Origin of the sequence: Microcoleus sp. B13-B6 (assembly GCF_036705405.1) — a bacterium.
Classification (GTDB): domain Bacteria; phylum Cyanobacteriota; class Cyanobacteriia; order Cyanobacteriales; family Microcoleaceae; genus Microcoleus.
In genome coordinates, this window is sequence record NZ_JAUBUJ010000039.1 from 26,007 (window position 1) to 50,632 (window position 24,626).

General features: G+C 45.7%; 16 protein-coding genes. 11 read left to right on the plus strand and 5 right to left on the minus strand.

Features of this window, described 5'->3' with window-relative positions; translation table 11 throughout:
• Positions 1-287 precede the first annotated feature (287 nt).
• Complete coding sequence (locus QUB35_RS18595; RefSeq protein ID WP_333143256.1) at positions 288-989, plus strand: polysaccharide deacetylase family protein; 702 nt, start codon at positions 288-290, stop codon at positions 987-989.
• A gap of 254 nt (positions 990-1,243) precedes the next feature.
• Here the strand turns inward: QUB35_RS18595 and QUB35_RS18600 are convergent, their stop codons facing one another.
• Positions 1,244-2,452 (minus strand): lipid-A-disaccharide synthase-related protein, encoded by a 1,209-nt coding sequence (locus QUB35_RS18600; protein WP_333143257.1) that lies wholly within the window; start codon positions 2,450-2,452, stop codon positions 1,244-1,246.
• Between the two features lie 108 nt (positions 2,453-2,560).
• On the opposite strand from QUB35_RS18600, the gene QUB35_RS18605 reads away from it, so the two are divergent.
• The gene (locus QUB35_RS18605; RefSeq protein ID WP_333143258.1) at positions 2,561-3,724 is read left to right on the plus strand and encodes a GuaB3 family IMP dehydrogenase-related protein; all 1,164 of its coding nucleotides are present in this window, start codon (positions 2,561-2,563) and stop codon (positions 3,722-3,724) included.
• A 312-nt stretch (positions 3,725-4,036) separates the two neighbouring features.
• Here the strand turns inward: QUB35_RS18605 and QUB35_RS18610 are convergent, their stop codons facing one another.
• Complete coding sequence (locus QUB35_RS18610) at positions 4,037-4,213, minus strand: hypothetical protein (RefSeq protein ID WP_333143259.1); 177 nt, start codon at positions 4,211-4,213, stop codon at positions 4,037-4,039.
• A gap of 174 nt (positions 4,214-4,387) precedes the next feature.
• On the opposite strand from QUB35_RS18610, the gene trxA reads away from it, so the two are divergent.
• The 8 genes from trxA (at position 4,388) to QUB35_RS18650 (ending at position 17,589) form a co-directional block, all read left to right on the plus strand.
• A complete protein-coding gene (trxA, locus tag QUB35_RS18615; protein WP_333143260.1) occupies positions 4,388-4,711 on the plus strand; it encodes a thioredoxin in 324 nt (107 codons plus the stop codon).
• A gap of 189 nt (positions 4,712-4,900) precedes the next feature.
• Positions 4,901-5,968 carry an LOG family protein gene (locus tag QUB35_RS18620; protein ID WP_333143261.1) on the plus strand — a complete coding sequence of 356 codons (1,068 nt, stop codon included), beginning with the start codon at positions 4,901-4,903 and terminating at the stop codon, positions 5,966-5,968.
• A 411-nt stretch (positions 5,969-6,379) separates the two neighbouring features.
• The gene (locus QUB35_RS18625; RefSeq protein WP_333143262.1) at positions 6,380-6,982 is read left to right on the plus strand and encodes a hypothetical protein; all 603 of its coding nucleotides are present in this window, start codon (positions 6,380-6,382) and stop codon (positions 6,980-6,982) included.
• Between the two features lie 155 nt (positions 6,983-7,137).
• Positions 7,138-8,343 (plus strand): urease accessory protein UreH domain-containing protein, encoded by a 1,206-nt coding sequence (locus tag QUB35_RS18630; RefSeq protein WP_333143263.1) that lies wholly within the window; start codon positions 7,138-7,140, stop codon positions 8,341-8,343.
• Entirely contained in the window at positions 8,318-8,791 is a 474-nt protein-coding gene (locus tag QUB35_RS18635) for a hypothetical protein (protein WP_333143264.1), read from the plus strand. Before QUB35_RS18630 ends, QUB35_RS18635 begins: the two co-directional genes overlap by 26 nt.
• Positions 8,792-9,267: 476 nt before the next feature.
• Positions 9,268-10,710 carry a cytochrome ubiquinol oxidase subunit I gene (locus QUB35_RS18640; protein ID WP_333143265.1) on the plus strand — a complete coding sequence of 481 codons (1,443 nt, stop codon included), beginning with the start codon at positions 9,268-9,270 and terminating at the stop codon, positions 10,708-10,710.
• A gap of 8 nt (positions 10,711-10,718) precedes the next feature.
• The gene (gene cydB / locus QUB35_RS18645; RefSeq protein ID WP_333143266.1) at positions 10,719-11,732 is read left to right on the plus strand and encodes a cytochrome d ubiquinol oxidase subunit II; all 1,014 of its coding nucleotides are present in this window, start codon (positions 10,719-10,721) and stop codon (positions 11,730-11,732) included.
• Positions 11,733-12,216: 484 nt separating this feature from the next.
• Positions 12,217-17,589 carry an AAA family ATPase gene (locus QUB35_RS18650; protein ID WP_333143290.1) on the plus strand — a complete coding sequence of 1,791 codons (5,373 nt, stop codon included), beginning with the start codon at positions 12,217-12,219 and terminating at the stop codon, positions 17,587-17,589.
• Positions 17,590-17,718: 129 nt separating this feature from the next.
• On the opposite strand, the gene QUB35_RS18655 is transcribed toward QUB35_RS18650, so the two are convergent.
• Together QUB35_RS18655 and QUB35_RS18660 are read right to left on the minus strand one after the other, a co-directional pair.
• On the minus strand, positions 17,719-19,941 hold the full coding sequence (locus QUB35_RS18655) for a PAS domain S-box protein (RefSeq protein ID WP_333143267.1): 2,223 nt from the start codon (positions 19,939-19,941) through the stop codon (positions 17,719-17,721).
• A 412-nt stretch (positions 19,942-20,353) separates the two neighbouring features.
• Positions 20,354-21,832 carry a leucyl aminopeptidase gene (locus tag QUB35_RS18660; RefSeq protein ID WP_333143268.1) on the minus strand — a complete coding sequence of 493 codons (1,479 nt, stop codon included), beginning with the start codon at positions 21,830-21,832 and terminating at the stop codon, positions 20,354-20,356.
• Between the two features lie 338 nt (positions 21,833-22,170).
• Here QUB35_RS18660 and QUB35_RS18665 point away from each other — a divergent pair, with 338 nt between their 5' ends.
• Complete coding sequence (locus tag QUB35_RS18665) at positions 22,171-24,369, plus strand: transglycosylase SLT domain-containing protein (RefSeq protein ID WP_333143269.1); 2,199 nt, start codon at positions 22,171-22,173, stop codon at positions 24,367-24,369.
• A 71-nt stretch (positions 24,370-24,440) separates the two neighbouring features.
• On the opposite strand, the gene QUB35_RS18670 is transcribed toward QUB35_RS18665, so the two are convergent.
• A partial coding sequence (locus QUB35_RS18670) for a hypothetical protein (RefSeq protein WP_333143270.1) occupies positions 24,441-24,626 on the minus strand: 186 nt, incomplete at its 5' end.

Here is a 24,626-nt window from a genome sequence, read left to right on the forward strand (position 1 = left end):
AGGAGCGGGTGAGAACAGCCGTACACTCGCTCCGAATATAAATCCTTGCCTTACCAGCCCCTACAACTCCCGATCTTTTATTATTGCTTTTTTCCTCTGGACTTACTTACGCTATATGTAGGGTACAAGTGTACTGGCACTTGAAGCGTCTAGCTACTGGGCGATCGCCAAAACTCGAAAATCTCGAAACGGACAATAATTAATGATAAAATACCTTAAGGATTCAGTTACCCAATTGTGGTAATCTGACCAAATCCACTTTCATTCTCGATCGAGTGCGTGCAGCTATGCGAATCGGTAAAATTTTACAAAAGTTTCTGCTTTTCACCATAGCGTTATTTTTCGCAGTATCGCTGTTGATTAAAGTTACTAAATTTCACAATTATTTCGGCATCAACCGCGCCGATACCGAAGTAAAAGTTGTTGCCCTCAGCTACGACGATGGGCCCTATCCTCCCTATACAAATCAGCTTTTAGATATCTTAGACCGCTATCAAATTAAAGCAACTTTTTTTGAAATCGGCCGCAATATTGAGAAACATCCAGAAATCGTGAAAATGATTGTCGCGAGGGGAGATGAGTTGGCAAACCATTCATACTCTCACAAAGATATGATGTTTAAACCCCAGGAATTTTTGCTGTCTGAGATTGAAAAAACCGACAAACTTTTGCAGGAAGTTGGGGTTAAGCAAGATAGTATCAGTTTTCGGCCACCTTGGGGTAGGCGATTTATAGTTTTGTCTTATTTGCTATCCCAAATGCACAAAAAACTGATTATGTGGGATGTGGATTCCCACGATTATGAAAAAACACTCACGGCGGAAGATATCGCTAATCGGGTGATTAAAAATGTGCGATCTGGTTCGATTGTGGTGATGCACGACGGCGGGGGCGATCGCTCGAAAACCGTAGCAGCAACTGAGATGATTGTCAAGGATTTGCAGTCGAAAGGTTACGAATTTAAAACTGTTTCTGAGTTGTTGAAATAGCAGTAGGGTGCGTCAGCCACAATTATTTTCGCGACAAATCCACAATCTCATACTGACGCACCAGGAAATAATATCATGTCCGATAGAGCCATTAAAAGGGCGGGTTTTAGAGATTGTCAATTATTGGCAGATATTTTTTGTGAACCCGCCCCTACCGTATTAGAGGTAATCGACCGGACATAATATAAATGGTGCGTCAGAATTAGACTGTTCGTGGCGCTTGAAAATTTACAACCTGACCCACCCTACCACAATCAATAACCCAGATAGTTTGCCACGTAATTAGCAATTTTTATGCTGCTGCCCGATCGCCCCATTCTCTCTAAACCATTTTGAATGCAACTGGCTAAGTATTTATCATCTTGCAAAGTACGATCGACTGCCAAAGCAGCTTCCTTGATAATATCAGAATTCGCTGGTTGTGTGCCAATAACCTGCACCGAATCACCTAAAAGCCGATTTTGAGCCTCCGCAAATCTATAGGTAAAAGCAGGGCCGTTTCCCGGTACTGCAATTACAGGTTTTCCCAAACCCACAGCTTGTTCTACAGCAGTTCCAGTCATCCCAATTACTAAACTCGACTGCTGCAAAATATCGGCGAAAGCATCGGCCCAGCACATCACTTCGACTATTTTATCTTCACAAAAAGATCGTTTGATTGCTGGAAAAATGAGCTTGCCCGATCGCATTTGCCATCCGCATCGCGCCGCAATATCCTCTAATTGAGGCATTAAAGCCGGAACTAAAGCTGCCCGAAACTGCACTGGTACAGTAGAGTTACTAGCAATTTCTTTAACCAGTTCCAGCAGCAAAACGAGGTTGTCGGTGGCTTCCGGGAGGCGAGAACCGGGGAGAAGGGCGATAGTCTGAACTCCGGGCATTAACTGCAAATCTTTGCCCGTAGAATTGAGGTTGTCCATGACAGGATTGCCGACAAACTGAGCTTTCTTTAAACCCTGTCGGTTTAAGTCAGCAGCAGTCAAAGCATCTCTAGTAAAAACCGCCAGACATTTCTCTGAGCAAAGCAACTGCCACAAGATTAAACCCAAATCGACTCGCCCCTCGTAATAACTAGAATGGGCCGATAGAAAAATTATATAGGGGCGGTTGCTGGCATGGGCGATCGCCCCGGCGACAATATCCCCAGTGGCCACCACCAAATCGCAGTGGCGCGAATGCCTCCAAACAGCCTGCAATTGCTGCCAAGTCAAAGCAATCAGCCCCGCCCCAATATCTTTGAGGAAAAACAGGGGATTCATGTAAAAAACTCCCCCAGACGGCATTTGACTGGTGGGCCCAATAATTGGCACGGTCGATCGGCGGTAAGCAGCCCCGTCACCTACAATCGGCATGGCCGAAACATCAACATCCGCGCCAGATACTCTCAAAGCTTGGAGAATTTGACAGTTAATCGCGTCTTCCCCGTGGCCGTTGCTGAGGAAAAGTATCCCCTTCGATTTCATAAAATCCAATCAAGATCAGGCTTTTTAAACTCATTTGCGCGATCGCTACCTGCCGACAGGCTACGATTTTGTTACTCTAATTTAAATACATTGTGGAAGTGAAACAGCGTGAATATTGAAATTGGGCGGGGCAAAAGTGCTCGCCGAGCTTACGGCATAGATGAAATCGCGCTTGTACCAGGACAGCGCACGCTCGATCCGAGTTTGGCAGATACTCGCTGGCAGATTGGCGGGATCGATCGAGAAATCCCGATCATCGCCAGCGCAATGGATGGAGTAGTCGATGTCCGCATGGCGATTTTGCTGTCAGAATTGGGAGCAATGGGCGTGCTCAACCTAGAAGGAATTCAAACCCGCTATGCCGACCCCCAGCCAATATTAGAGCGCATCGCGAGTGTCGGCAACCACGAATTTGTTTCTCTGATGCAGGAACTCTATGCCGAACCCATCAAGCCAGAATTAATCGAGCTCAGAATTAAAGAAATTAAAGCAGGAGGAGGGATTGCCGCCGTCAGCGGTACACCGGCTGCTGCGAGCAAATACGGCCGGGCGGTTGCTGAATCTGGAGCCGATATATTTTTTGTGCAAGCAACAGTAGTCTCGACAGCTTTCCTTTCCCCTGAATCAATCTCATCTTTAGATTTGACACAATTCTGTCAAGAGATGCCGATCCCAGTAATTTTGGGTAACTGCGTGACCTACGAAGTCGCCCTGAATTTAATGAAAACTGGCGCTGCGGGCATTCTCGTGGGCATTGGGCCGGGGGCTGCTTGCACATCTAGGGGCGTATTGGGTGTCGGCGTGCCCCAAGCCACAGCGGTAGCAGACTGCGCCGCCGCGCGGGACGACTACTATCGCGAAACTGGCAAATACGTGTCGGTGATTGCTGACGGCGGTTTAATTACCGGCGGCGATATCTGCAAGTGCATTGCCTGCGGCGCCGATGGAGTGATGATTGGTTCGCCCTTTGCCAGGGCCGCCGAAGCTCCTGGCCGCGGCTTTCACTGGGGGATGGCGACTCCCAGCCCGGTTTTGCCGCGTGGCACTCGCATTCGCGTGGGGACTACGGGTACTGTGGAGCAAATTTTGCGGGGGCCTGCGGTGCTAGATGACGGTACGCACAACTTGCTCGGAGCTCTGAAAACTAGTATGGGTACCTTGGGCGCTAAGGATATTAAGGAGATGCAGCAAGTGGAAGTGGTAATTGCTCCTTCTCTGCTGACTGAGGGTAAAGTCTATCAAAAAGCTCAGCAGTTGGGCATGGGTAAGTAGATTTACCGATCGAATACCAGCATACCTTGACAAAATTTGTTCAATAGTCTCGAAATTTACAGAATATTGTGGAATTATCGAGAAGGAGATGTCACAATAGAAGAAGCGGAGACGCATGTTTCCGTTCACTCCTCACACCACACTCCGCCCGGACTACTGTTCGGGCGGTTCCTTTTTTGCCGGAAATCTTGGCTCTTGCTTACTAGATACAGAACTGAGGCTTTTAGCTCCGGAGAGGGGAGAGTGGGAGAGTGGGAGAGTCTGGGAGTGGGAGAACTTTTCTTCTACATAAGTGCATTCTGCGGGAGCATCTCATATTTGTAAAAATACTTCTTCTGGCTCCTTCCTTCTTGTGGCTCCTTCCTTCTTCCTCTTTCCTTCTGCCTCCTGCCTCCTGCCTCCTGCCTCAAAACTCCAATTTCTAGCTTGGCCGCAAAGGTGAGATGCTCCCCATTCTGCCTTCGGAAACATAAGTGCCTTCGGAAACATAAGTGCCTTGTTCCTTCAGAAACCTTGTCCCTTCTTCCTTCTACCGTCTTCCCTCTTCCTTCTACCGTCTTCCTTCTTCCTTCAGAAGCCTTCTGTTAAAATCGTTGACGCAAGTGGTTACATTTTTTGCTAAACTTGTTATCCGAGAAATAGTATTTACAAGGATGGCTAGGGATGTCAGCAGCCGCGCAAGTAACCGACTCTACCTTTAAGCAGGAAGTGCTCGATAGCGAAGTTCCAGTTCTAGTGGATTTTTGGGCTCCCTGGTGCGGGCCCTGTCGGATGGTGGCGCCCGTCGTAGACGAAATTGCCCAGCAATATGAAGGGAAGGTCAAGGTAGTAAAAGTTAATACCGACGAGAATCCTAACGTGGCCAGCCAATACGGTATCCGCAGCATTCCGACGCTGATGATATTTAAGGGCGGTGCACGGGTGGATATGGTGGTTGGGGCCGTCCCGAAAACTACTCTGGCCAACACTCTAGAAAAGTACATTTAACTGAACTGCGAGCGGTTTCGCGCTGTTCTTTTTGGGCGACGAAAGCTAACTCGCTTCAGAACCGGGGCAAAGCTACGGGAAAAGTTATTAGTGACCAGCAGGGCAATTTGCGGGTGGCTATTGGCTTATAACTTTGGCTTGCCCCTTAATTTTTAGTAGCGACAATTTGTTACCATTTCGGAAAAAATCATGATTCGTTCTGGGTATGGTCAAGGTTTTGAGTCCCTCCAAGCTGAAGTGATGGATTTGCTCGATCGCTTGCCAATGTTGAAGCACTCTGAGTGGATCGAACGATCGCTCTCTACTATAGTGCAAATGGCCAGAGAGGATCTCGATCGCCTAGACTTGAAGATTATTGCGGCGTCGCTCCGAGATATGGAGAGCGCTTTTGAGATGTTTTATCCTTACCGACACGTTCGCAAAATTGTGATTTTTGGTTCGGCGAGGGTGTCACCGCAATCTGCGGAATATTTGATGGCCAGAGACTTTTCGCGGGCGATCGCCCAGCAGGGGTTTATGGTGATTACTGGCGGCGGCGGGGGAATTATGCAGGCGGGGAACGAGGGGGCGACTGCGGAACGTTCTTTTGGGCTGAACATTCAGTTACCTTTCGAGCAGAGTTCTAATCCTTTCATTGCCGGCGATCCCAAATTGCTCAATTTTAAATATTTTTTCACTCGTAAGTTATTTTTTCTCCGGGAGAGCGATGCTTTAGCTCTGTTTCCGGGCGGTTTCGGCACTCTGGACGAGGCTTTTGAGTGTCTGACTTTGACTCAAACTGGCAAGTTCGGGCCGGCTCCTGTGGTATTGATCGATCGACCGGGAGGAGATTATTGGCTTGATTGGAATTATTTTGTGCAAAAACAATTGCGGGGTCGGGGTTTGATTTCAGCCGACGATCGCAGCCTGTATACGATTACTGACGATGTAAATGTCGCTTGCGAGGCGATCGGTAGTTTTTATCTGGTTTATCACTCCTGCCGCTACGTGCGCGAAAAACTGGTAATTCGCTTGAAAACAGAGCTTTCTGAGGAGAATGTCGATCGGCTAAATACAGATTTTAGCGATATAGTTGTCACCGGAAAAATTGAAAAAAGTCAAGCTTTGGAACCCGAAATAGGAGATGCAACTTTCGATCTGCCGCGCCTAGTTTTGCATTTCAACCAGCGGGATTTGGGGCGGCTTTATCAGCTAATTGCTGCTATAAATCAAATGGGTGCAGCTTCGCCGGCGGCGGCGCATCCAGCACAAAAGTAGTCATTAGTCATTAGTCATTAGTTATTAGTCATTAGTCATTAGTTATTAGTCATTAGTCATTAGTTATTAGTCATTAGTCATTAGTCATTAGTCATTAGTCATTAGTCATTAGTCATTAGTCATTAGTCATTAGTTATATCATATCCGGTCGATTACCCTTCATCAGGTAGGGGCGGGTTCACCAACAATATCTGCCAATAATCTCCCATCTCAAAAACCCGCCCTGCCCGGATATTATGGTCAATCGAGCGGACATGATATTATTAGTCATTAGTCATTAGTTATTAGACTTGTAGGGTGCGTCAGGCTGTCGTGATAGAGCGATTATTAAGGGTTTAGACCTCAGACGCACCCTGCTATATGTGTCAATTGCGTAAGTCCTAAGAAAGTGAAAAATCAAGGGTAAAATGTATGGCTTACAGCGATTTTAGTTTGGCAAGCGTCAAAAAAGCTTTGAATTTAACGATTTCGCAGAGGCAAGATTTGTTTTCGGCCGTACCTGCTTTAGAATGCAGCAATCATTTAACAGAAACTTTAGCTTATAATGTTCCTTTTGCTCTGGCGAGTAATACGGAAAAATCACGCTCAGAAATGATTATTACGCCGATTTTACTCGAACTTACCAAACAGTTTCCCGATCGCATTAGTTTGTTTTCGGGAGTTGATTTTACGGTTGACAGCGACTTGGGATTAAACGGCAGTTGCGATTTTCTGATCAGTCGATCGGTAGAGTTCCTGATTGTTAGCGCGCCGGCGATTTTAATCGTTGAGGCTAAAAAGGAAAATATTAATGCTGGGTTGGGTCAGTGCGTAGCGGAAATGTATGCAGCTCAACTGTTTAACGAACGGGAGGGAAATCAGGTATCGAGGATTTATGGGGTGGTGACAACGGGAGAAATTTGGAAGTTTTTAATGCTGGAAGGGCAATCAGTTCAAATAGATTTATTGGAGTATTTTTTGAATCAGGTTGATAAAATTTTGGGAATTTTAGCGATCGGCATTCAAAATGGGTAATTGGGCATGGGGCATGGGGCATGGGGCATGGGGCATGGGGCATGGGGCATGGGGCATGGGGCATTGGGCATTGGGCATGGGGCATTGGGTAATAGGTAAGCAGTAAAAACAAATCTAAAATCTAAAATCTAAAATCTAAAATCGTATGACTCAAAATGTTAGACCTGCTGCTAATTAGCACTTTGGGATTTCTCGGTAGTTTCGGGCACTGCGCCGGGATGTGCGGCCCGCTGACAATGGCGTTTTCTCTTTCTAATTCCCGCAACGATAAATTAGCTGCTTTCCGCTTTCATTTGCTGCTAAATTTGGGGAGAATTACTGCTTACGCTTTGGTTGGTGCTGCAATTGGCGGACTGGGTTCGGTGTTAATTGCTGGCGGACTTTTGGCCGGTACGGGTAGCGAATTGCGACGGGCGATCGCACTTCTCACGGGCACAATGCTGATTTGGTTCGGAGTAGTGCAAATTAAACCGGGTTTGCGGCCCAGATTGCCGCTGCTGCACCCAATGTCGCACGATCGAGTCGGACAAGCAATGAGCAAGCTTTCGGCACAAAAAAACTGGTGGGTGCCGGTTGCTTTGGGTTTGCTTTGGGGTTTGATTCCCTGCGGTTTCCTCTATGCGGCGCAGATTAAGGCGGCGGAAACGGGAAATTCGGTTTTGGGTGCGGCGACGATGCTGGCTTTTGGACTCGGCACCTTGCCAACTATGCTGGGAGTGAGTTTTGTTGCTGGCAGATTGAGCGCGGACAAGCGCAGTCAACTGTTTCGTGCGGGTGGTTGGGTGACGGTGGCGATCGGGATTCTTACCTTGCTGCGAACCGATGAAATGGTTGATTTTACTGGCCACGCAGCGCTGCTGTGCTTGATGCTAGCACTGTTGGCGCGTCCGGTGAGCAAGTTTTTACCGCAACTGTTGCGCTATCGCCGCGCTTTGGGTGTGGGCGCGTTTGTCCTTGCAGTCGCCCACACGTTTCATATGCTGGATCATACGCTGCGATGGAATTTTGATGCTGTGTCTTTTATGTTGCCGCAGCATCAGTTGGGAATGGCGGCTGGGATGCTGTCGCTGCTGTTGATGGTACCCGCGGCGGTTACAAGTTGCGATCGTATTCAAAATTATTTAGGCCAACTGTGGCGAATCCTTCACCTGTTAAGCGTTCCAGCTTTCTTGCTGTGCGCTGTACACGCCGCACTCATCGGTTCCCACTATCTCGGCGGTTTTGAATGGAAGTTGCACAATCAACTGCTGACAGCGGTGTTAGCGGTGGTTGCGGTGTTAGTTACGTTTGTGCGATCGCGCTTGTTTTGGTCAGTATTATCACTAGAAAATTTCTATGTTTCGCCTGTCAAACAAAAGTAAAAGTTTGGGATTGTTAGTTTTTTTGGGATTACTAATTGAAGCAGCAATTCCCAGTGCGCCGCAGTTAAACTCGATTTCTGTTTTGGCGCACGAAGTCGAAGTATCGGGAGATGTAGCCGCTACCTTTCACCTAGAACCCAACCACAACCCCCGCGCCGGACAGCCTGCGAGAGTGTGGTTTGCCCTAACTCGCAGGGGCGGTCAAATTATCCCACTAGAGCAGTGTAATTGCAAATTAGCGGTTTATCCGAAAAATCGTAAAGATGGGGATAAGCCGCTGATGCAGCCGCCTTTGACCGCCATATCTGCGGAGAAATATCAAGGGATTCCGGGAGGTGATATCGTGTTTCCCAAGGCTGGAATTTACGAACTTGAATTGAGCGGAACCGCCAAAAATAAAGCTAATTTTAAACCCTTTAAACTAACGTATAAAGTCACGGTTCGCTAAGATAATCTTTCCCTCACCGAACATAAATCTTGTAGGGGCGGGTTCACCGATAATAAATGCCTAAAACCCACAATCTCATAAACCCGCCCCCACCCAACTAAGATAATCTTTCCCTCACCGAACATAAATCTTGTAGGGGCCAGTTCACAGACAATAAATGCCTAAAACCCACAATCTCATAAACCCGCCCCCACCCAACTAAGATAATATTTCCATCACCGAACATAAATCTTGTAGGGGCGGGTTCACCGACAATAAATGCCTAAAACCCCCAATCTCATAAACCCGCCCCCACCCAACGGCAAATAATAATCTACCTATTTTAACATACAAAAAAATACAAGCGAAATCTGTATAAAACCTTAAAAATTGCCAACTCTACAAAATGTCACAAATTTTTACACTACATTATAACCAGTGTCCATTATGGAATTTGTGCAAGCTAACCTCTCTTGAACTGACCAAAGGATATAACGATGGATATCTTATCTAACACCGTGGCGCTATCACGGATGCAATTTGCGCTAACCGCCATATTCCATATGCTGTGGCCAGTTCTGACTACGGGAATGGGAATTTATCTGGTAATTGTTGAAGGAATGTGGCTGAAAACTCGCAATCCCGACTACTACCATCACGCTCGTTTTTGGTCTCAACTCTACGTCCTCAACTTCGGTATTGGAGTAGCTTCAGGCATTCCGATGGAATTTCAGTTTGGCACGAATTGGGCACCATTTTCCGAAGCAGTTGGTGACTTTTTTGGCAGCATTTTAGGATTTGAAGCTTCAATGGCATTTATGTTAGAAGCCGGCTTTTTAGGCATTATGCTGTTTGGTTGGGAGCGCGTTCACCCGATCGTCCATTATTTCGCTACAATCATGGTAGCCTTCGGCGCTAACCTATCCACAGTCTGGATTTTAGTCGCTAACTCTTGGCTGCAAACTCCTGCGGGAGGAGAAATGGTCAATGGCAAGTTTATTGTCAGCGATTACTTTCAAGCAATTATGAACCCGTTCGCATTAAACAGCATTCTCCATATGTTTTTTGCGACGTTAGAAACTTCGCTGTTTGTCATTGGGGGAATTAGCGCTTGGTACATTCTCAATAAGCGCAACCAAGCCTTTTTTTCCAAGTCTTTAAAAATTGCCATAGCGACAGCCATCGCCGTTGCACCTTTGCAAATATACATCGGACATTTGAGCGCCGAACAAGTTTATCACTACCAACCCACTAAATTAGCAGCAATCGAAGCTAAGTGGGAAACTTCACCAGCGGGAGAGTCAGCAGATTGGACTTTGCTAGCTTTGCCTAATGAAAAAGCCAAAAAAAATGACTGGGAAATTAGCGTTCCCAATGGCTTAGGATACGTTCTGGAATTCAAACAAAAACTCTCCGAACCCGTACTCGGATTGAAGGAATGGAAGCCAGAAGACAGACCCCGGATGGTGGGTTTGATCTACTATTGTTTCCGCATCATGTCCGGGATTGGATTCTTCTTTTTAGGACTGATGCTGTTCAGTATAATTCAGTGGATGCGAGGCAAACTTGCTGCTGAAAATATTAGCAGTCAACCTTGGCTGATGCGCGCTTGGGTATTAGCTGCTCCCCTGGGATATATTGCTGTAGAATCGGGTTGGATTGTGCGCTGTGTCGGCAGACAACCTTGGGCTTTATACGGGCAAATTCGCACTGCTGATGCGGTGTCAAACATCCCCGCCAGCAATGTTTTAACTTCTCTCAGTTTCTTTGCAGTTATTTACAGCTTTTTGTTTGTTTGTGCTTTGTATTTTGGCAGTAGAATTATCCGCCAAGGGCCTAATTTAAGTCTGCCTGTGCCAGGTTTAGACAATGAACCTGCAATCGAAAGTCAACCCGCAGAACATATTCCCGATCAACGTCCCGTAGAAGCACAACAATAGGAGATTTTATGCAAGCTTTGGAGCATTTTCTCCCGCAAGTTTGGTTTGTAGTTTTAGCTTTGTTTCTCCTGCTATATGTCATGCTAGACGGTTTTGACTTAGGAGTAGGCATCCTGTCTCTGACTGCTTCCGACGAGGAACGCAGGGGCATTTTAATGACGAGTTTGGGCAACGTTTGGGACGCGAACGAAACTTGGCTGGTGTTGATGGGAGGCGCTTTATTTGGCGCATTTCCCCTGGCTTACGGCACGATTTTGACAGCGCTATATATACCGATTTGCATGATGCTTTTTGGTTTGATATTTCGGGCTGTAGCCTTTGAATTTCGCGAGCATTCTAATCGCAAATTATTCTGGAATTATGCCTTTGGTGCTGGCAGTTTTTTAGCAGCTTTAGCTCAAGGATTTGCCTTGGGTGCGGTGCTCGAAGGCATTGCGGTTGATGAAGCCGGTCACTTTGTGGGTACTACTTGGGACTGGCTGGATTGGCGATCGATCTTGGTTGCTTTGACGCTGATTCAAGGCTATGTTTTGATCGGTTCAACCTATCTAATTATGAAAACAGAAGGCGAACTGCAAACAAATCACTATCGCACGGCTAAAATTGCGGCGGTGACAACTTTAATCGGAGCGATTTTAATTACAATTGCCACTCCGATTTTTTACGAAAGTGCTAGATCCAGGTTGTTCGAGAAACCGCTAGTTTATGTCTTTGCCACGATTCCTTTGTTGGGAGTGCTATTGGTGGGACTGCTGCTGAAAAGTCTCGCAAGCAAGGAAGAACGAACGCCGTTTATCTGGACGATTCTGATTTTTTTGCTTACTTTCATCGGCTTGGGATTGATTGTTTTTCCCTACATTATTCCCTCGGAAATCACGATTTACCAAGCCGCAGCTTCGCCCAGCGCCCTGGTATTTATGATTGTGTTCATGGGCATTCTGATCCCGATTATGATTTTTTACAACATCTACAATTATGTTGTGTTTCGGGGTAAGGTTGTCGGCGGCCACTACGGGGAATAAAGCATAATACAACCGCAGATGCAGGCAAATGTACGCAGATATTATCAAGTTTATCTCCTGGTTTATCTGCGTATATTGGCGGTGAAAAATTACAAATTATTGTTTTCTGATATTATCAGAAATTACGCAACCATACTATACATAACATAGCGCAAATAGTGCGGAGTAGGCAAAGAAACTAATTTAGGATTAGCGATCGCACCTCATGCCACCTGAAAGTTGAGATTTGATATTTGAGATTGCTCGCACGGATGAGTCCGAGGGGTTGTGATTAGGATGGGGAGCTTTTTTCACAGGTACACGGATGAATCCGGATGATTGTGACCACATTGCTTTTGGTCAAATAATAGTTGATAAACATTGGGAAAAAATTACAGTTAATTCTGTCCCTAGCGAGGGTGCAGAGTTGGCGATCGCTATCTTTGTCACATAATAAAATATAATGGAAGGGAAGGTTTTAATTTAACTGTTGTATAAACGAGTTATGGATGCGATCGCCAATTTGTCAGGTTATCAGATTACAGAGCAACTTTATGTAGGTACACGTACCCTAGTCTATCGAGGCATCCGTACCCGTGACCAATACCCAGTCGTCATCAAACTGCTGCGAAACGAATACCCGACCTTCAACGAGCTCATCCAGTTTCGCAACCAATACACCATTGCCAAAAATCTCGACTTCCCTCACATCGTCAAACCCCTGACGCTGGAAGTATACCAGAATAGCTATGCCCTAGTAATGGAGGACTTTGGCGGAGTCTCCCTATCTACTTATCTCCAAACAGCAACAAATCAAACCCAACCATCTCAAGCTTTACCTTTAGCAGAATTTCTCCAACTCGCCATACAACTAACAGACATTATTCAGTATCTCTACCAAAACCGAGTCATTCACAAAGATATTAAACCCGCTAATATTCTCATTAATCCCGACACCAAACAAATTCAACTAATTGACTTTAGTATTGCATCCCTCCTACCACGAGAAACCCAAGAAATCCAGAATCCGAATATTTTAGAAGGAACATTAGCCTATCTCTCCCCCGAACAAACAGGACGGATGAATCGAGGCATTGACTATCGTAGTGACTTTTATTCCCTGGGTGTGACCTTTTATGAATTGTTAACAGGGCAGTTGCCATTTATCTCTGATGATCCGATGAAACTGGTGCATTGTCACCTCGCTAAACAGTCGAAACCGATCCATCTAATAAATCCAGAAGTTCCCATAATTTTATCAAAAATTGTCAGTAAGCTGATGGCGAAAAATGCCGAAAAACGCTATCAAAGTGCATTAGGACTAAAGCACGATTTAGAAAAGTGTTTATTTCAGTTACAAAAAACAGCCAAGATAGAAGATTTTGAACTCGGAAAGCGAGATATTAGCGATCGCTTTACTATCCCCGAAAAGCTCTACGGTAGAGAAAAAGAAGTTGCTCAACTATTAGCTGCCTTTGAGCGAGTCAGCACAGGTAGCACCGAAATGATGCTAGTAGCAGGTTTTTCTGGAATTGGGAAAACCGCCGTTGTCAATGAAGTTCATAAACCCATTGTCCGTCAGCGCGGTTATTTTATCAAAGGCAAATACGATCAATTTCAACGCAACATTCCCTTCAGTGCCTTTGTGCAAGCTTTTCGCGACTTAATGGGTCAATTACTATCAGAATCTGATACCGAACTGCAAACATGGAAAACCCAGATTTTAGCAGCAGTGGGAGACAGCGGACAAGTCTTGATTGACGTGATTCCTGAGTTAGAAGGCATAATTGGCGCTCAACTTCCTGCAACAGAATTGTCAGCAAGTGCCTCCCAAAATCGCTTTAATCTGCTAATGCAGAAATTTGTGCAAGTTTTCACGAGCAAAGAACATCCTTTAGTGATGTTTTTGGATGACTTGCAATGGGCGGATTCAGCATCCCTGAATTTGCTACAATTATTGATGCTCGATACAGGATATTTATTAGTATTGGGGGCCTATCGAGATAATGAAGTTTGGCCCGTGCATCCATTTATCTTAAGAGTGGATGAGATAGTTAAAACGGGGGCAACAGTGAATACAATTACTTTGGAACCGTTAAGCGAACTAGATATGAATTTGTTGGTGGCGGATACGCTGAATTGCGAATCATCACTTGCCCAACCTTTGACAACATTAGTCTATCTAAAAACTCAGGGTAATCCTTTCTTTGCAACTCAGTTTCTCAAGACATTACATGACGAGCAGCTAATTAGCTTTAACTGGGAGATTCGGCATTGGCAGTGTGATATTGCCCAAGTGAAAGCCTTAGCTATCACTGATGATGTCGTTGAATTCATGGCGTTGCAATTGCAGAAGCTGCCCAAAGGAACTCAGTATGTTCTCACATTAGCTGCTTGTATAGGATCACAGTTTGATTTGAATACGTTAGTAATTGTCAGTGAGAAATCTGCTGGAATGATGGCTACGGCTTTATGGAAAGCATTACAGGAAGGTTTGGTGATTCCCACGACCAAAATCTATAAGTTCTTTACCGAATCGGATAGTGATGAAGTTTTCAAGGCTTCAGCTAATCCAACTTATCGATTTTTACACGATCGCGTCCAGCAAGCCGCATATTCGCTAATTCCCGATTCACAGAAAAAAGCAACGCATCTCAAAATCGGACAATTACTTCAGCAAAATTCTTCAAAAATAGAGCTAGAGGAAAAACTGTTTGATATCGTCGGGCATTTGAATCGAGGAATTGAGTTAATCACCCAAGCGAGCGAACGGGAAGCCTTAGCTCAACTTAACTTAGAAGCCGGTTGTAAAGCCAGAAATTCAACCGCCTACACGGCAGCCAGAGTTTATCTGCAAACAGGCATTGATCTACTAACAGCCAACTGCTGGCAAAGCCAGTATGAATTAACCCTGAACCTCTATGTTGCGGCTGCCGAAGCTGCCTATTTGAATGCTGACTTTGACAGCATGGAAGAGATAGCAGCACAAGTGTTGCAAGCAGCCCAGACAATCTTAGACAAAATCAAAATTTACGAAATTCAAATCGCTGCCGAGACAGCACAGAGCAAGTCACTAGAAGCCATTGCAGTAGCAAGAGATGCACTCTGGCAATTGGGCATTGAATTACCCACCGCACCTGACGAAGCCTTGATTAGCCAAGCGCTACAAGCCGTTGCTAGCCAACTCCAAGGTAGAACGATTGAGGAACTGGTGGATCTGCCTGTGATGAGTGCTCCTCAGACTCAGGCAGCTATGCCAATATTGGCCATGTTATTTGCACCCATTCTCCAGGGAATTCCAGGCTTAGTGCCCCTACTTAGCTCCACGATGGTAAGTTTATCGCTCTCCTTTGGGAATGCACCCGCATCGACGGTGGGCTATGCGATTCACGGACTTGTATTAAGTGCTTTTTTGGGAGAGGCAAAAACGGGCTATAGCTTTGGTAAATTGGCACTCTCATTGCTCGATCGGGTCAATTCACGAGAATTTAAGTGCATTACTCATAATATGTTTGGGGCATTTATTCAGCATCATCAAAATGCTATGAGGGCAGGGCTACCAACGCTGAAAGAGGGCTTTATAGCTGGCATGGAAACGGGCGATTTTCTTAACGCTGGCTACAACATAGCTACTTACAGCTACATCAACTTTTACGGTGGGGTAGAACTGGATACTTGGGAACCGGAACTGGCTGTCTACAGTGCTACCTTGGCTCAGGTGAAGCAATATTCGGCTCGGACTTATTTGCATATGGAGCGGCAGATGTTGCATAACTTGAGGGAAGTCGTCAACCAGCCGGATTGCTTAATCGGAACTGCCTATGATGAAACGGTGATGATTCCTAAGCACTATCAGGATCGTGAATTCAGTGCGATCGCTCTTGTCTACATTTACAAACTGCTGCTTGCCTACTCATGGGGCAATTATCCGGCTGCCTTAAACCACATTGGTCAAGTCAAGCCGTATGTGATGGCATTATCGGGATTGGTTCATGTTCCTGCTTTCCATTTCTATGCAGCCCTGACGCATCTGGCAGTGTTTTCCACACAGCCAGAAACCGAGCAAGCTGAAACTCTCGCCCTAGTGGAAACCCATCAAACGACTCTGCACCAGTGGGCGCAAAATGCTCCTATGAATCATCTGCATAAGTGGTATTTAGTTGAAGCAGAACGGCAGCGGGTTTTGGGTTACAAGGCCGATGCACTTTCCATGTACGATCGCGCGATCTCCCTCGCTAAAGAAAATCAATTTATCAACGAAGAAGCCCTCGCCAACGAACTAGCAGCGAAATTCTACTTGGAATGGGGCAAAGAAAAAGTAGCTCAAGCCTACATGATTGAAGCGTATTATTGTTATGCCCGCTGGGGAGCTAAAGCCAAAATAGACGATTTGGAAAAACGTTATCCTCGCCTACTCGGTATTATCCTTCAGCAAGCTCAATCCTTTAGTTCCTTTAAAGAAACGATCGCCCGGGGAACGATTACTTCTACTCACTCTTCTAGCAGCAACTCTGAATTTCTAGATTTGCCTACTCTGATCCAAGCCTCTCAAGCCATTTCTGGGGAGATTGAACTAGATAAACTCCTGACTACTCTTTTAAAAATAGCGATCGCGAATGCTGGCGCCACTAAGTGTGTCTTATTGCTCAAACAAAAACAGTATTTACAGGTAGCGGCGCTTGTAGCAGAGGGACAGGAACCTGAGCTATTACCATCAATACCTCTAGAATCAAGTAAGGATGTAGCAATTAGTTTGGTTAACACTGTCAAGCGCAGTTTGAAACCTTTGGTAATAGTTGATGCTAGGGTAAGTTCCCAGGTTGGGAGCGATCGCTATATTGAACAGCACCAGCCGATCAGTGTTCTTTGTATTCCAATTCTTAATCAAGGGCAGTTGATAGGAGTTTTCTACCTGGAAAATAACCTGACGGTTGGGGCATTTACGAGCGATCGCATTGAAGTGCTAAATTTGCTGGCTTCTCAAGCTGCTATTTCCTTAGAGAATGCCCGTTTGTATCAAGAATCTCAACAAGCATTTACCGATCTCAAACAAGCACAAATAAAAATAGTTCAAAGCGAAAAAATGTCAGCCTTGGGAAACTTAGTGGCTGGGGTGGCTCACGAAATTAATAATCCAGTTGGTTTTCTGGTTGGTAATATTCAACCCGCCTTAGATTATATCAAAGATTTGTTTGGATTGCTCGATTTGTATGAACAAAAATATCCGCAACTCGATCCAGAGATTCAAGAAGAAATCGAGAACATCGATCTGGAATACATCCGGGAAGATTTACCGAAATTAGTAGGTTCGATGCGGGAAGGCGTGAAGCGGATTCGGGATATTAGTACAAGTCTACGGACATTCTCCCGTGCGGATACTAACTATCCCGTAGCTTGCAATATCCACGATGGCATCGATAGCACCATTATGATCCTGAAACATCGCCTCAAGGCTAACGATACTCGTCCCGAAATCAAAGTGATTAGGGAATATGGGAATTTGCCACCAGTGGAGTGCTATGCCGGACAGTTGAATCAAGTATTTATGAATTTGTTAGGTAATGCGATCGATGCTTTGGAGGAATCAAATCAAGGAATACCTTATGCAGAAATCGCCAATCAAATTACCATTAGAACCGACATTTGTAGCGACAAAAAACAAGCTATAATTTGCATCAAAGATAACGGGGTGGGCATGAGTGAAGTAGTGCAAGAGAAGATTTTTGATGAGTTATTTACTACCAAGGAAGTAGGGAAAGGTACGGGATTGGGATTGCCTATCGCACGGCAGATTGTGGTTGAAAAACACGGCGGTATGCTCGATGTCAACTCAACTTTAGGTATAGGTACAGAATTTATAATTTCACTGCCATGTTGATTATTACCTTGGTAATTTATAGCCAATTTTTGGATTTTTCTTGAAAAGTTAATTTTTTTTACAGCCCACTTGACAATTTATAGCGATCGATAACGTCTGCCCAAGTCTTGATACTTCCGTCGCACTAATTTATAAAGGAATCTCGATCGCAAATTCCGTACCTTCTCCTACGGTGGAACGGCAGCTTAAGGCTCCGGCGTGTTTTTCCGCGACAATTCGGTAACTGATGGCTAACCCCAAACCAGTGCCTTTTCCCATCGGTTTTGTCGTGAAAAACGGGTCAAATAATCGGCTCCGCACGTCTTCTGTCATGCCGATCGCATTATCGGAAATGCGGATGCAAATACTATTTTCGTTCAGGGCTTCTGTGCGAATGCTAATAGTTGGTTTCCAATCGTCGCCGCCGACTGTCGCTCGCCTTTTTTGGTTGCAAGCATCTTCCAAGGCGTCAATACTGTTGCTAAGCAGGTTCATAAATACCTGATTTAGCTGACCTGCATAACATTCAATTAAAGGGATTTTACCATAATCTTTGATTACTTTAATTTCGGGATAGTCGCCTCTGGCGCGCAGTTTGTTGTGCAAAATTAGGAGCGTATTGTCTATGCCTTCGTGAAGGTTTGTAGGCTTTTTTACCGAGTCGTCTAAACGCGAGAAATTTCGCAAGCTCAGAACTATTTCGCGAATGCGATCGGCTCCCATTTTCATCGAAGATAATATTTTTAGTAAATCTTCTCTCAAAAAATCTAAATCGATATTGTCAATACATTCTTGAACTTCTACCACGGGTTCAGGATAGTGTTTTTGGTAAAGTTCCACAAGCTGCAACAAGTCTCTGATATATTGGCTGGCGTAGGAAATATTGCCGTAGATAAAACTGACAGGGTTATTAATTTCGTGAGCTACTCCAGCTACCATTTGACCGAGACTTGACATTTTTTCGGTATGAATTAGGTGAGCTTGAGTTTCTCGGAGTTCTTTGAGAGCGATTTCTAGCTGCTGAGCTCTGTTGTTGGCGATCGCCTCGGAGAGCCGCAAAGCATCCTCCGCTGCTTTGCGCTCTGTTATGTCAAAAATGGCGCCGTTGAGAGATAAAACTTCACCGTCTGCGTTGAAAAGGGCTTGACCTTTCTCTGCAACCCACCGCACGTTTCCGTCGCAGTGAATTAGGCGATATTCGATGATGTAAGGTTGTTTTGTCTTAATAGCTTGAGCGATAATTGTCTCGATCTGCTCAACGTCATCGGGATGAACTATACTCGGAAAAGCCTGCACCGGTTTTTGCATAAAGTTAGCTGCAGGATAGCCGGAAATAGCTTCTATGCCACTGCTGATAAAAGTTACGCTCGATCGCCCCGCAGCACTGCACCGATAAACCGCACCGGGAATGTTAGAAACTAATGACCTAAATTCTTCTTCCCTTTCTCGCAAAGCTGCCTCAATCCGCTTGCGTTCGCTAATGTCGCGAGCAAACGCGCACTGATATTCTTTGCCATTAAATTCCAAATGGTTGATTGTGATTTCTACCGGAAAAATGCGACCGTACTTAGTGAGGTGGTGAACTTCAATATTCACCGAACCGCAGCGTTTTAAGACTTTCCAGTGCAAACTCCAAGCAGTTTGGGGAAAATCTGGATTGATGTCATGCACCGTCATCGAGAGCAATTCTGCTTCAGAATATCCCAATGAAGTGCAAGCAGCGTCGTTGACGTACAAAAATTTACCGTCGGGCCCGATCCAGAATATCGCATCTGCCGATCGGTCGATCGCAAATTGAGTCAGTTGCAACTTTTCCTCAACCCGGTGGCGATCGGCAATTTCTTTTTCTAACTGTTCATTAAGCGAATTGAGAGCTAAAGCGCGATCGACAATAGTATCTGAAGGGTAAAAATTGAGCGCTTGTTTTGCCAATTCTCCTTTCTCGATATCATGTTGGGGCAGATTTTGTTCTACCTCTTTTAACGATATTTGTTGAAATTTTTCTTTTTGATTTAAACCAGACTCGGTAAGTGCTTTCGGCATGAGGGCGAGGGCGATTGCGGCTAAAAGCCAAGAAATCAAAGCACTTGCAGCTTTGAGAGTTACCGACAGCCAATATATGGAATGCCAAAGCGTCCAAACTTCCGTCAATTTAGCCGCGCCCCAAGCAAAAAAAACAACGGCAAACAGCCGGAAAATCTTGCGGTGAGAACCTTGGCGGGTAAAATAAACTAAAGATAGGGCGATCGAGCAATAAGCCAGTGCCGTCAGCGAGTCAAAAACAGCGTACAGTCGCAACTCCGGCACCAGGTTGCAGGCGAGTGTAGAAGATAAAGCAAGTGTGGAAAAAAAAATTGTTAATTGTTCTTGCATAAAGTTCAAGAAAAAAATTATCTGTACCAATGCAAATCAGATCAAATCTAATTATTTGATTTCGGCTAATGAAATATTTACATAATTATATACTTTTTTCATTTTTTATGAAACAGCTATTTTTTCAGGAAATGTCAAAACAGTCGAGGTGGGGCCCTGGGAACGAAGCTTTGCCCAAGTATGAGCAATGGGGAGCCTCACGGCTAGCAACGCTTACGTTGCTCCCTGTGACGGAATACATAGGTTCGCGTACTGATTGCTTCCGAAACATTTAAATTGTTAATGATCCCTATTAAATTTTCTTTTAGATGACTTAAGCAGTGAGCCAGCGGTTAAAAACCCCTGGCTCACAGATGGACTAGCAGACTTTTAAGGCAGAGAAAATGTCAATTCTTCCGCTGGAAATCCACAATTAAGCACCGCCCAGCACCCAATGCACCAAAGTCCGAACTCCAAAACCGGTAGCCCCAGGGCCATTGTAGCCATTTTCTTTGTCACTCCAAACCGTGCCGGCAATATCTAAATGGGCCCAAGCAGTATCCTTTACAAACTGCTTCAAAAATAGCGCCGCCGTAATCGAACCGCCGGGACGTGGACCTGTGTTTTTCATGTCGGCGTGCAATGCTTTCAAGCCCTCAAAATATTTTTCTTCCATCGGCATTCGCCAAAATTTTTCGCCTGCCAATTCTGAGGCGGCGACTATTTCGGCGGCGACGCTATCTTGAGGACTCCACAAACCCGCGATATCGTCGCCTAAAGCAATTACGCAGGCACCGGTTAGAGTTGCTAAATCGACAATTGCGTCAACTCCCAATTTATCAGCAAATACCAAAGCATCAGCCAGGGTTAAACGCCCTTCTGCGTCGGTATTGTTGACTTCAATTGTTTTGCCGTTGGAAGCGGTGAGGATGTCTCCAGGGCGCATGGCGCGGCCGCTGATCATGTTTTCAGTGACGGCGCTGATAAAGTGAACTTCCACATCTGGTTTGATGTGTCCGATCGCCTTTGCCGCTCCGAAAGTAGCCGCAGCGCCGCCCATATCTACTTTCATCATTTCAATGCCGCTGCCGGCTCCTTTGATGTTCAAACCGCCAGAATCAAAGGTCAATCCTTTGCCCACAATTGCTATTTTGCGGCGCGGTGTGCCTTCGGGTTTGTAAGTTAAATGGATGAATTTAGGCGGTAAATCAGATGCTAGGGCAACGCCGAGAAAGGCTCCCATGCCGAGTTTTTCGCAGTCTTCCCGCTCCAATATTTCTAATTCTAAACCGCATTCGGTAGCTAGACTTTGAGCAGTTTCGGCCATTGTAATCGGGGTGACAAAATTAGCGGGCGCTGCGACTAATTCCCGTGCTAAAATGACTCCGGCAGTGATTTGGCGGGCGCGGACGATCGCACTTTCGGTACCGGCAAAACCAAGCAAATGAATTTGTTCGAGTTGCGGGCTTTTGTCTTCCTTTTCCGATTTGAAACGGTTGTCTTGATTCAGGGAGAGTTCTACACCTTCGGCGATGGCGCTGGCTGTAGAATCCGGCGCGTTTTTCCACACCGGAAAGCTAATTCCGAGGGTTTTGCATTTCTCTTTTTTGGCTAACTTGGCGCAAACGCCCGCAGCTTGCCGCACGGTGTCTAATTTTAAGTCCTCTGTTTTGCCCAAACCTACGATCGCAATTTTGCGAATGGGATTATTGCCGCCGACGCGGGTGATGGCGCTCGTACCCACTTGGCCCTTAAAATCTACTTCCAGTAGCAGCTCTTTCAAAGTGCCTGCCAGCTTTTCATCTAATTGTGCCAGATCGCCGGTGAGTTCCAAGCCGTCCTCAAATAGACCAATTGCCAGGGCGTCTCCTGTCCAAACAGAGCGGGGCGTATCGGTGACTAGAAATTCCATGTTTTGATTTACACTTTAGATTTTAGATTTTTGATTGTACTTTGTACTGGGTGGTTTGGGCTTTTTTCTTGGTGCGGGGAAATAGATCGATCGCACAAATTCTCCGCTCCACATCAAAATAAATTCTGCTACTATATCAGCCAAGTCCGCCTGCGATCGGATATTCCACCAATCTCAATCATCTGTTTGGGGGTCTGCTGTCCGTTTTTGCCCCACTCTTAACATTTATTTCTCCTTGAACAGGCATCCTGCCTGTGATGGCGTAGAACACCCATCCTGCCTCTGATGGCTCTTGACAAACGATCGGTTCTCTATATCTTATTCTCTTAAATTTTCCCATGCTAAAACGACGCCGGGCCCGATTTTCTGTTTTAATCAGCGTTTCAGTTTGCGTTATTGCGATCGGCTCTTTGGTTGCTGCGATGAAATTGATGGGTTTTGGCTCGGTCCAGAAGGCTCAGCAGCCCCAGAATGCAGCGAATTCCGAATCGGAAGTCAAGATGCTGGTGTCGCTGTCACCGAGCGAGCGATCGGCGAAATTAGTTGAACTCGCAACCAGTCAGTCTGCAAGTACGAACCCGCAGCAGGAAATCTCCCCTCAAAGCCGCGCCCGCTACCTGCTTGCCAGCGATTTAATTCAGCAAGGAAATGCGGCCAAAGCATTAAAGTTATTGGACAAATTAGAGCAAGAATATCCGGTTTTAGCTGCTCACATTGCCCTAAAAAGGGCGCAAGCTTACCAATTAAGCGGCGACAAAGGCAAAACTAAAAAAGCTTGGGAGGAACTGCTCAAAAACTATCCGAACGACCCGGTAGCAGCGGAAGCTTTATATGTTTTAGGCAAGTCAAAACCGGAATATTGGCAACAGGCAATTAGTGAATTTCCTGGTCATCCCCGCAGCGTAGAAATGGCCCTCCGCAAGTTAAAAGAAAATCCCAATCAGCCGCAGTTGATGCTGCTCGTAGCAAAACACGGTCATTATGTCAAAGATTACGGGACAATTTTGGAACAACTGGTGCAGCGAAACAGCGCCGGTTTGAAACCGGAAGATTGGGAAGAAATTGCCTTTGGCTATTGGGAAAAACAAAATTACGGCAAAGGAGCTATTGCTTACGGGAAAGCTCCCCGCAACGCTAAAAATCTTTACCGCAAAGCTCGCGGTTTGTGGCTCGACGGAAAAATCCCGGAATCGAGAATTGCCTATCAAGAATTAGTGCGCGAGTTTCCCGATGCCGAAGATACTGGTTTGGGTTTAATTCGGCTGTCGCGGCTGAGCGAACCGAAAGAAGCGATCGTTTTGCTTGATCGAGTTATTAGCAAATTCCCCAACTATGCCCCCGAAGCTTTGTTAGATAAATCGCAAATTCTCGACAAAGCACGCAGCGGTCAATCCGCCTCAGATACCCGGAAGTTGCTCTTGACAAAATACAATAATTCTGATAAAGCAGGCGAATTGCGGTGGACGATCGCCCAGCAGTTTGCCAAAGGCGGAGATTTAAAATCAGCTTGGCAGTGGGCGAGAGAATTAACCACCCACAATCCCGACAGCGAACAAGCTCCAGAAGCAGCATTTTGGGTCGGGAAATGGGCACAGCAACTCGGCCGCCAACAAGACGCCAAGACTGCATTTGACTACACGATCTTACGCTATCCAGAATCATATTTTGCGTGGCGATCGGCTGTACTTCTCGGCTGGCCCGTCGGCGACTTTACCACAGTCCGAGATTTGTCTCCCAATGTAGCGCGGCCGCCTCAGCGCCCCGAACCAACTGCCGGTTCTCCTGCGTTGAAAGAACTCTATCAATTAGGTCAAGATAGAGATGCTTGGACGCTGTGGCAAGTAGAATTTATCGACCGCGTAGAACCAAGTATTGCCGAACAGTTTACCGACGGTTTAATGCGAGTTGCAGTCGGAGACAATTTAGACGGTTTGTGGATGGTTGGGAGTTTGCGGCAACGCGATAAACCAGATGATAGAACCCAATACCTCGAACTCAGACAGCAACCGATTTATTGGCAAGCACTTTATCCTTTTCCTTACTTAGAAACCATTGTCAAATGGTCAAAAGAACGCACAATAAATCCCGTCTTAGTAACTGCATTAATCCGGCAAGAATCGCGGTTTATGCCCGCCATCAAATCATCAGTTGGGGCTACCGGTTTAATGCAAGTAATGCCGGAAACAGGAGCTTGGGTTGCTCAACAAATCAGCCTCAAAAAGTATTCTTTGGAGAATGTGGACGACAACGTTAAACTCGGTACGTGGTATTTGGATCACACTCACGACGAGTACAAAAATAACTCGATGTTAGCTGTGGCGAGTTATAATGCCGGGCCAAATGCAGTAGCAGATTGGTTGAAGAGGTTTAGTTTTAGTGATCCGGATGCTTTTGCGGAAAAGATTCCGTTTCCTGAAACCAAAGGATACGTGAAATCGGTGTTTGAGAATTACTGGAATTATCTGCGGATTTACAATCCAGAAGTTAATCAGTTAATGAGTGAGCATTATGCGGCTGCTCAGAAAAAAGCAAAGTGAATTATTCGTGGTGTGGGGGCGGGTTTATCTAAATTGTTGGTAATTGTTAGATATTTTTGGTGGAACCCGCCCTACAAAATATGGTTTCCTAGGGGCGGGTTCCACCAACCATAATCGCCCCAAACAAACAATCTCAAAAACCCGCCCCCAGCCAACAAACAATCATCATTTACATTATAGGGTTTCCTAGGGGCGGGTTCCACCAACCATAATCGCCCCAAACAAACAATCTCAAAAACCCGCCCCCAGCCAACAAA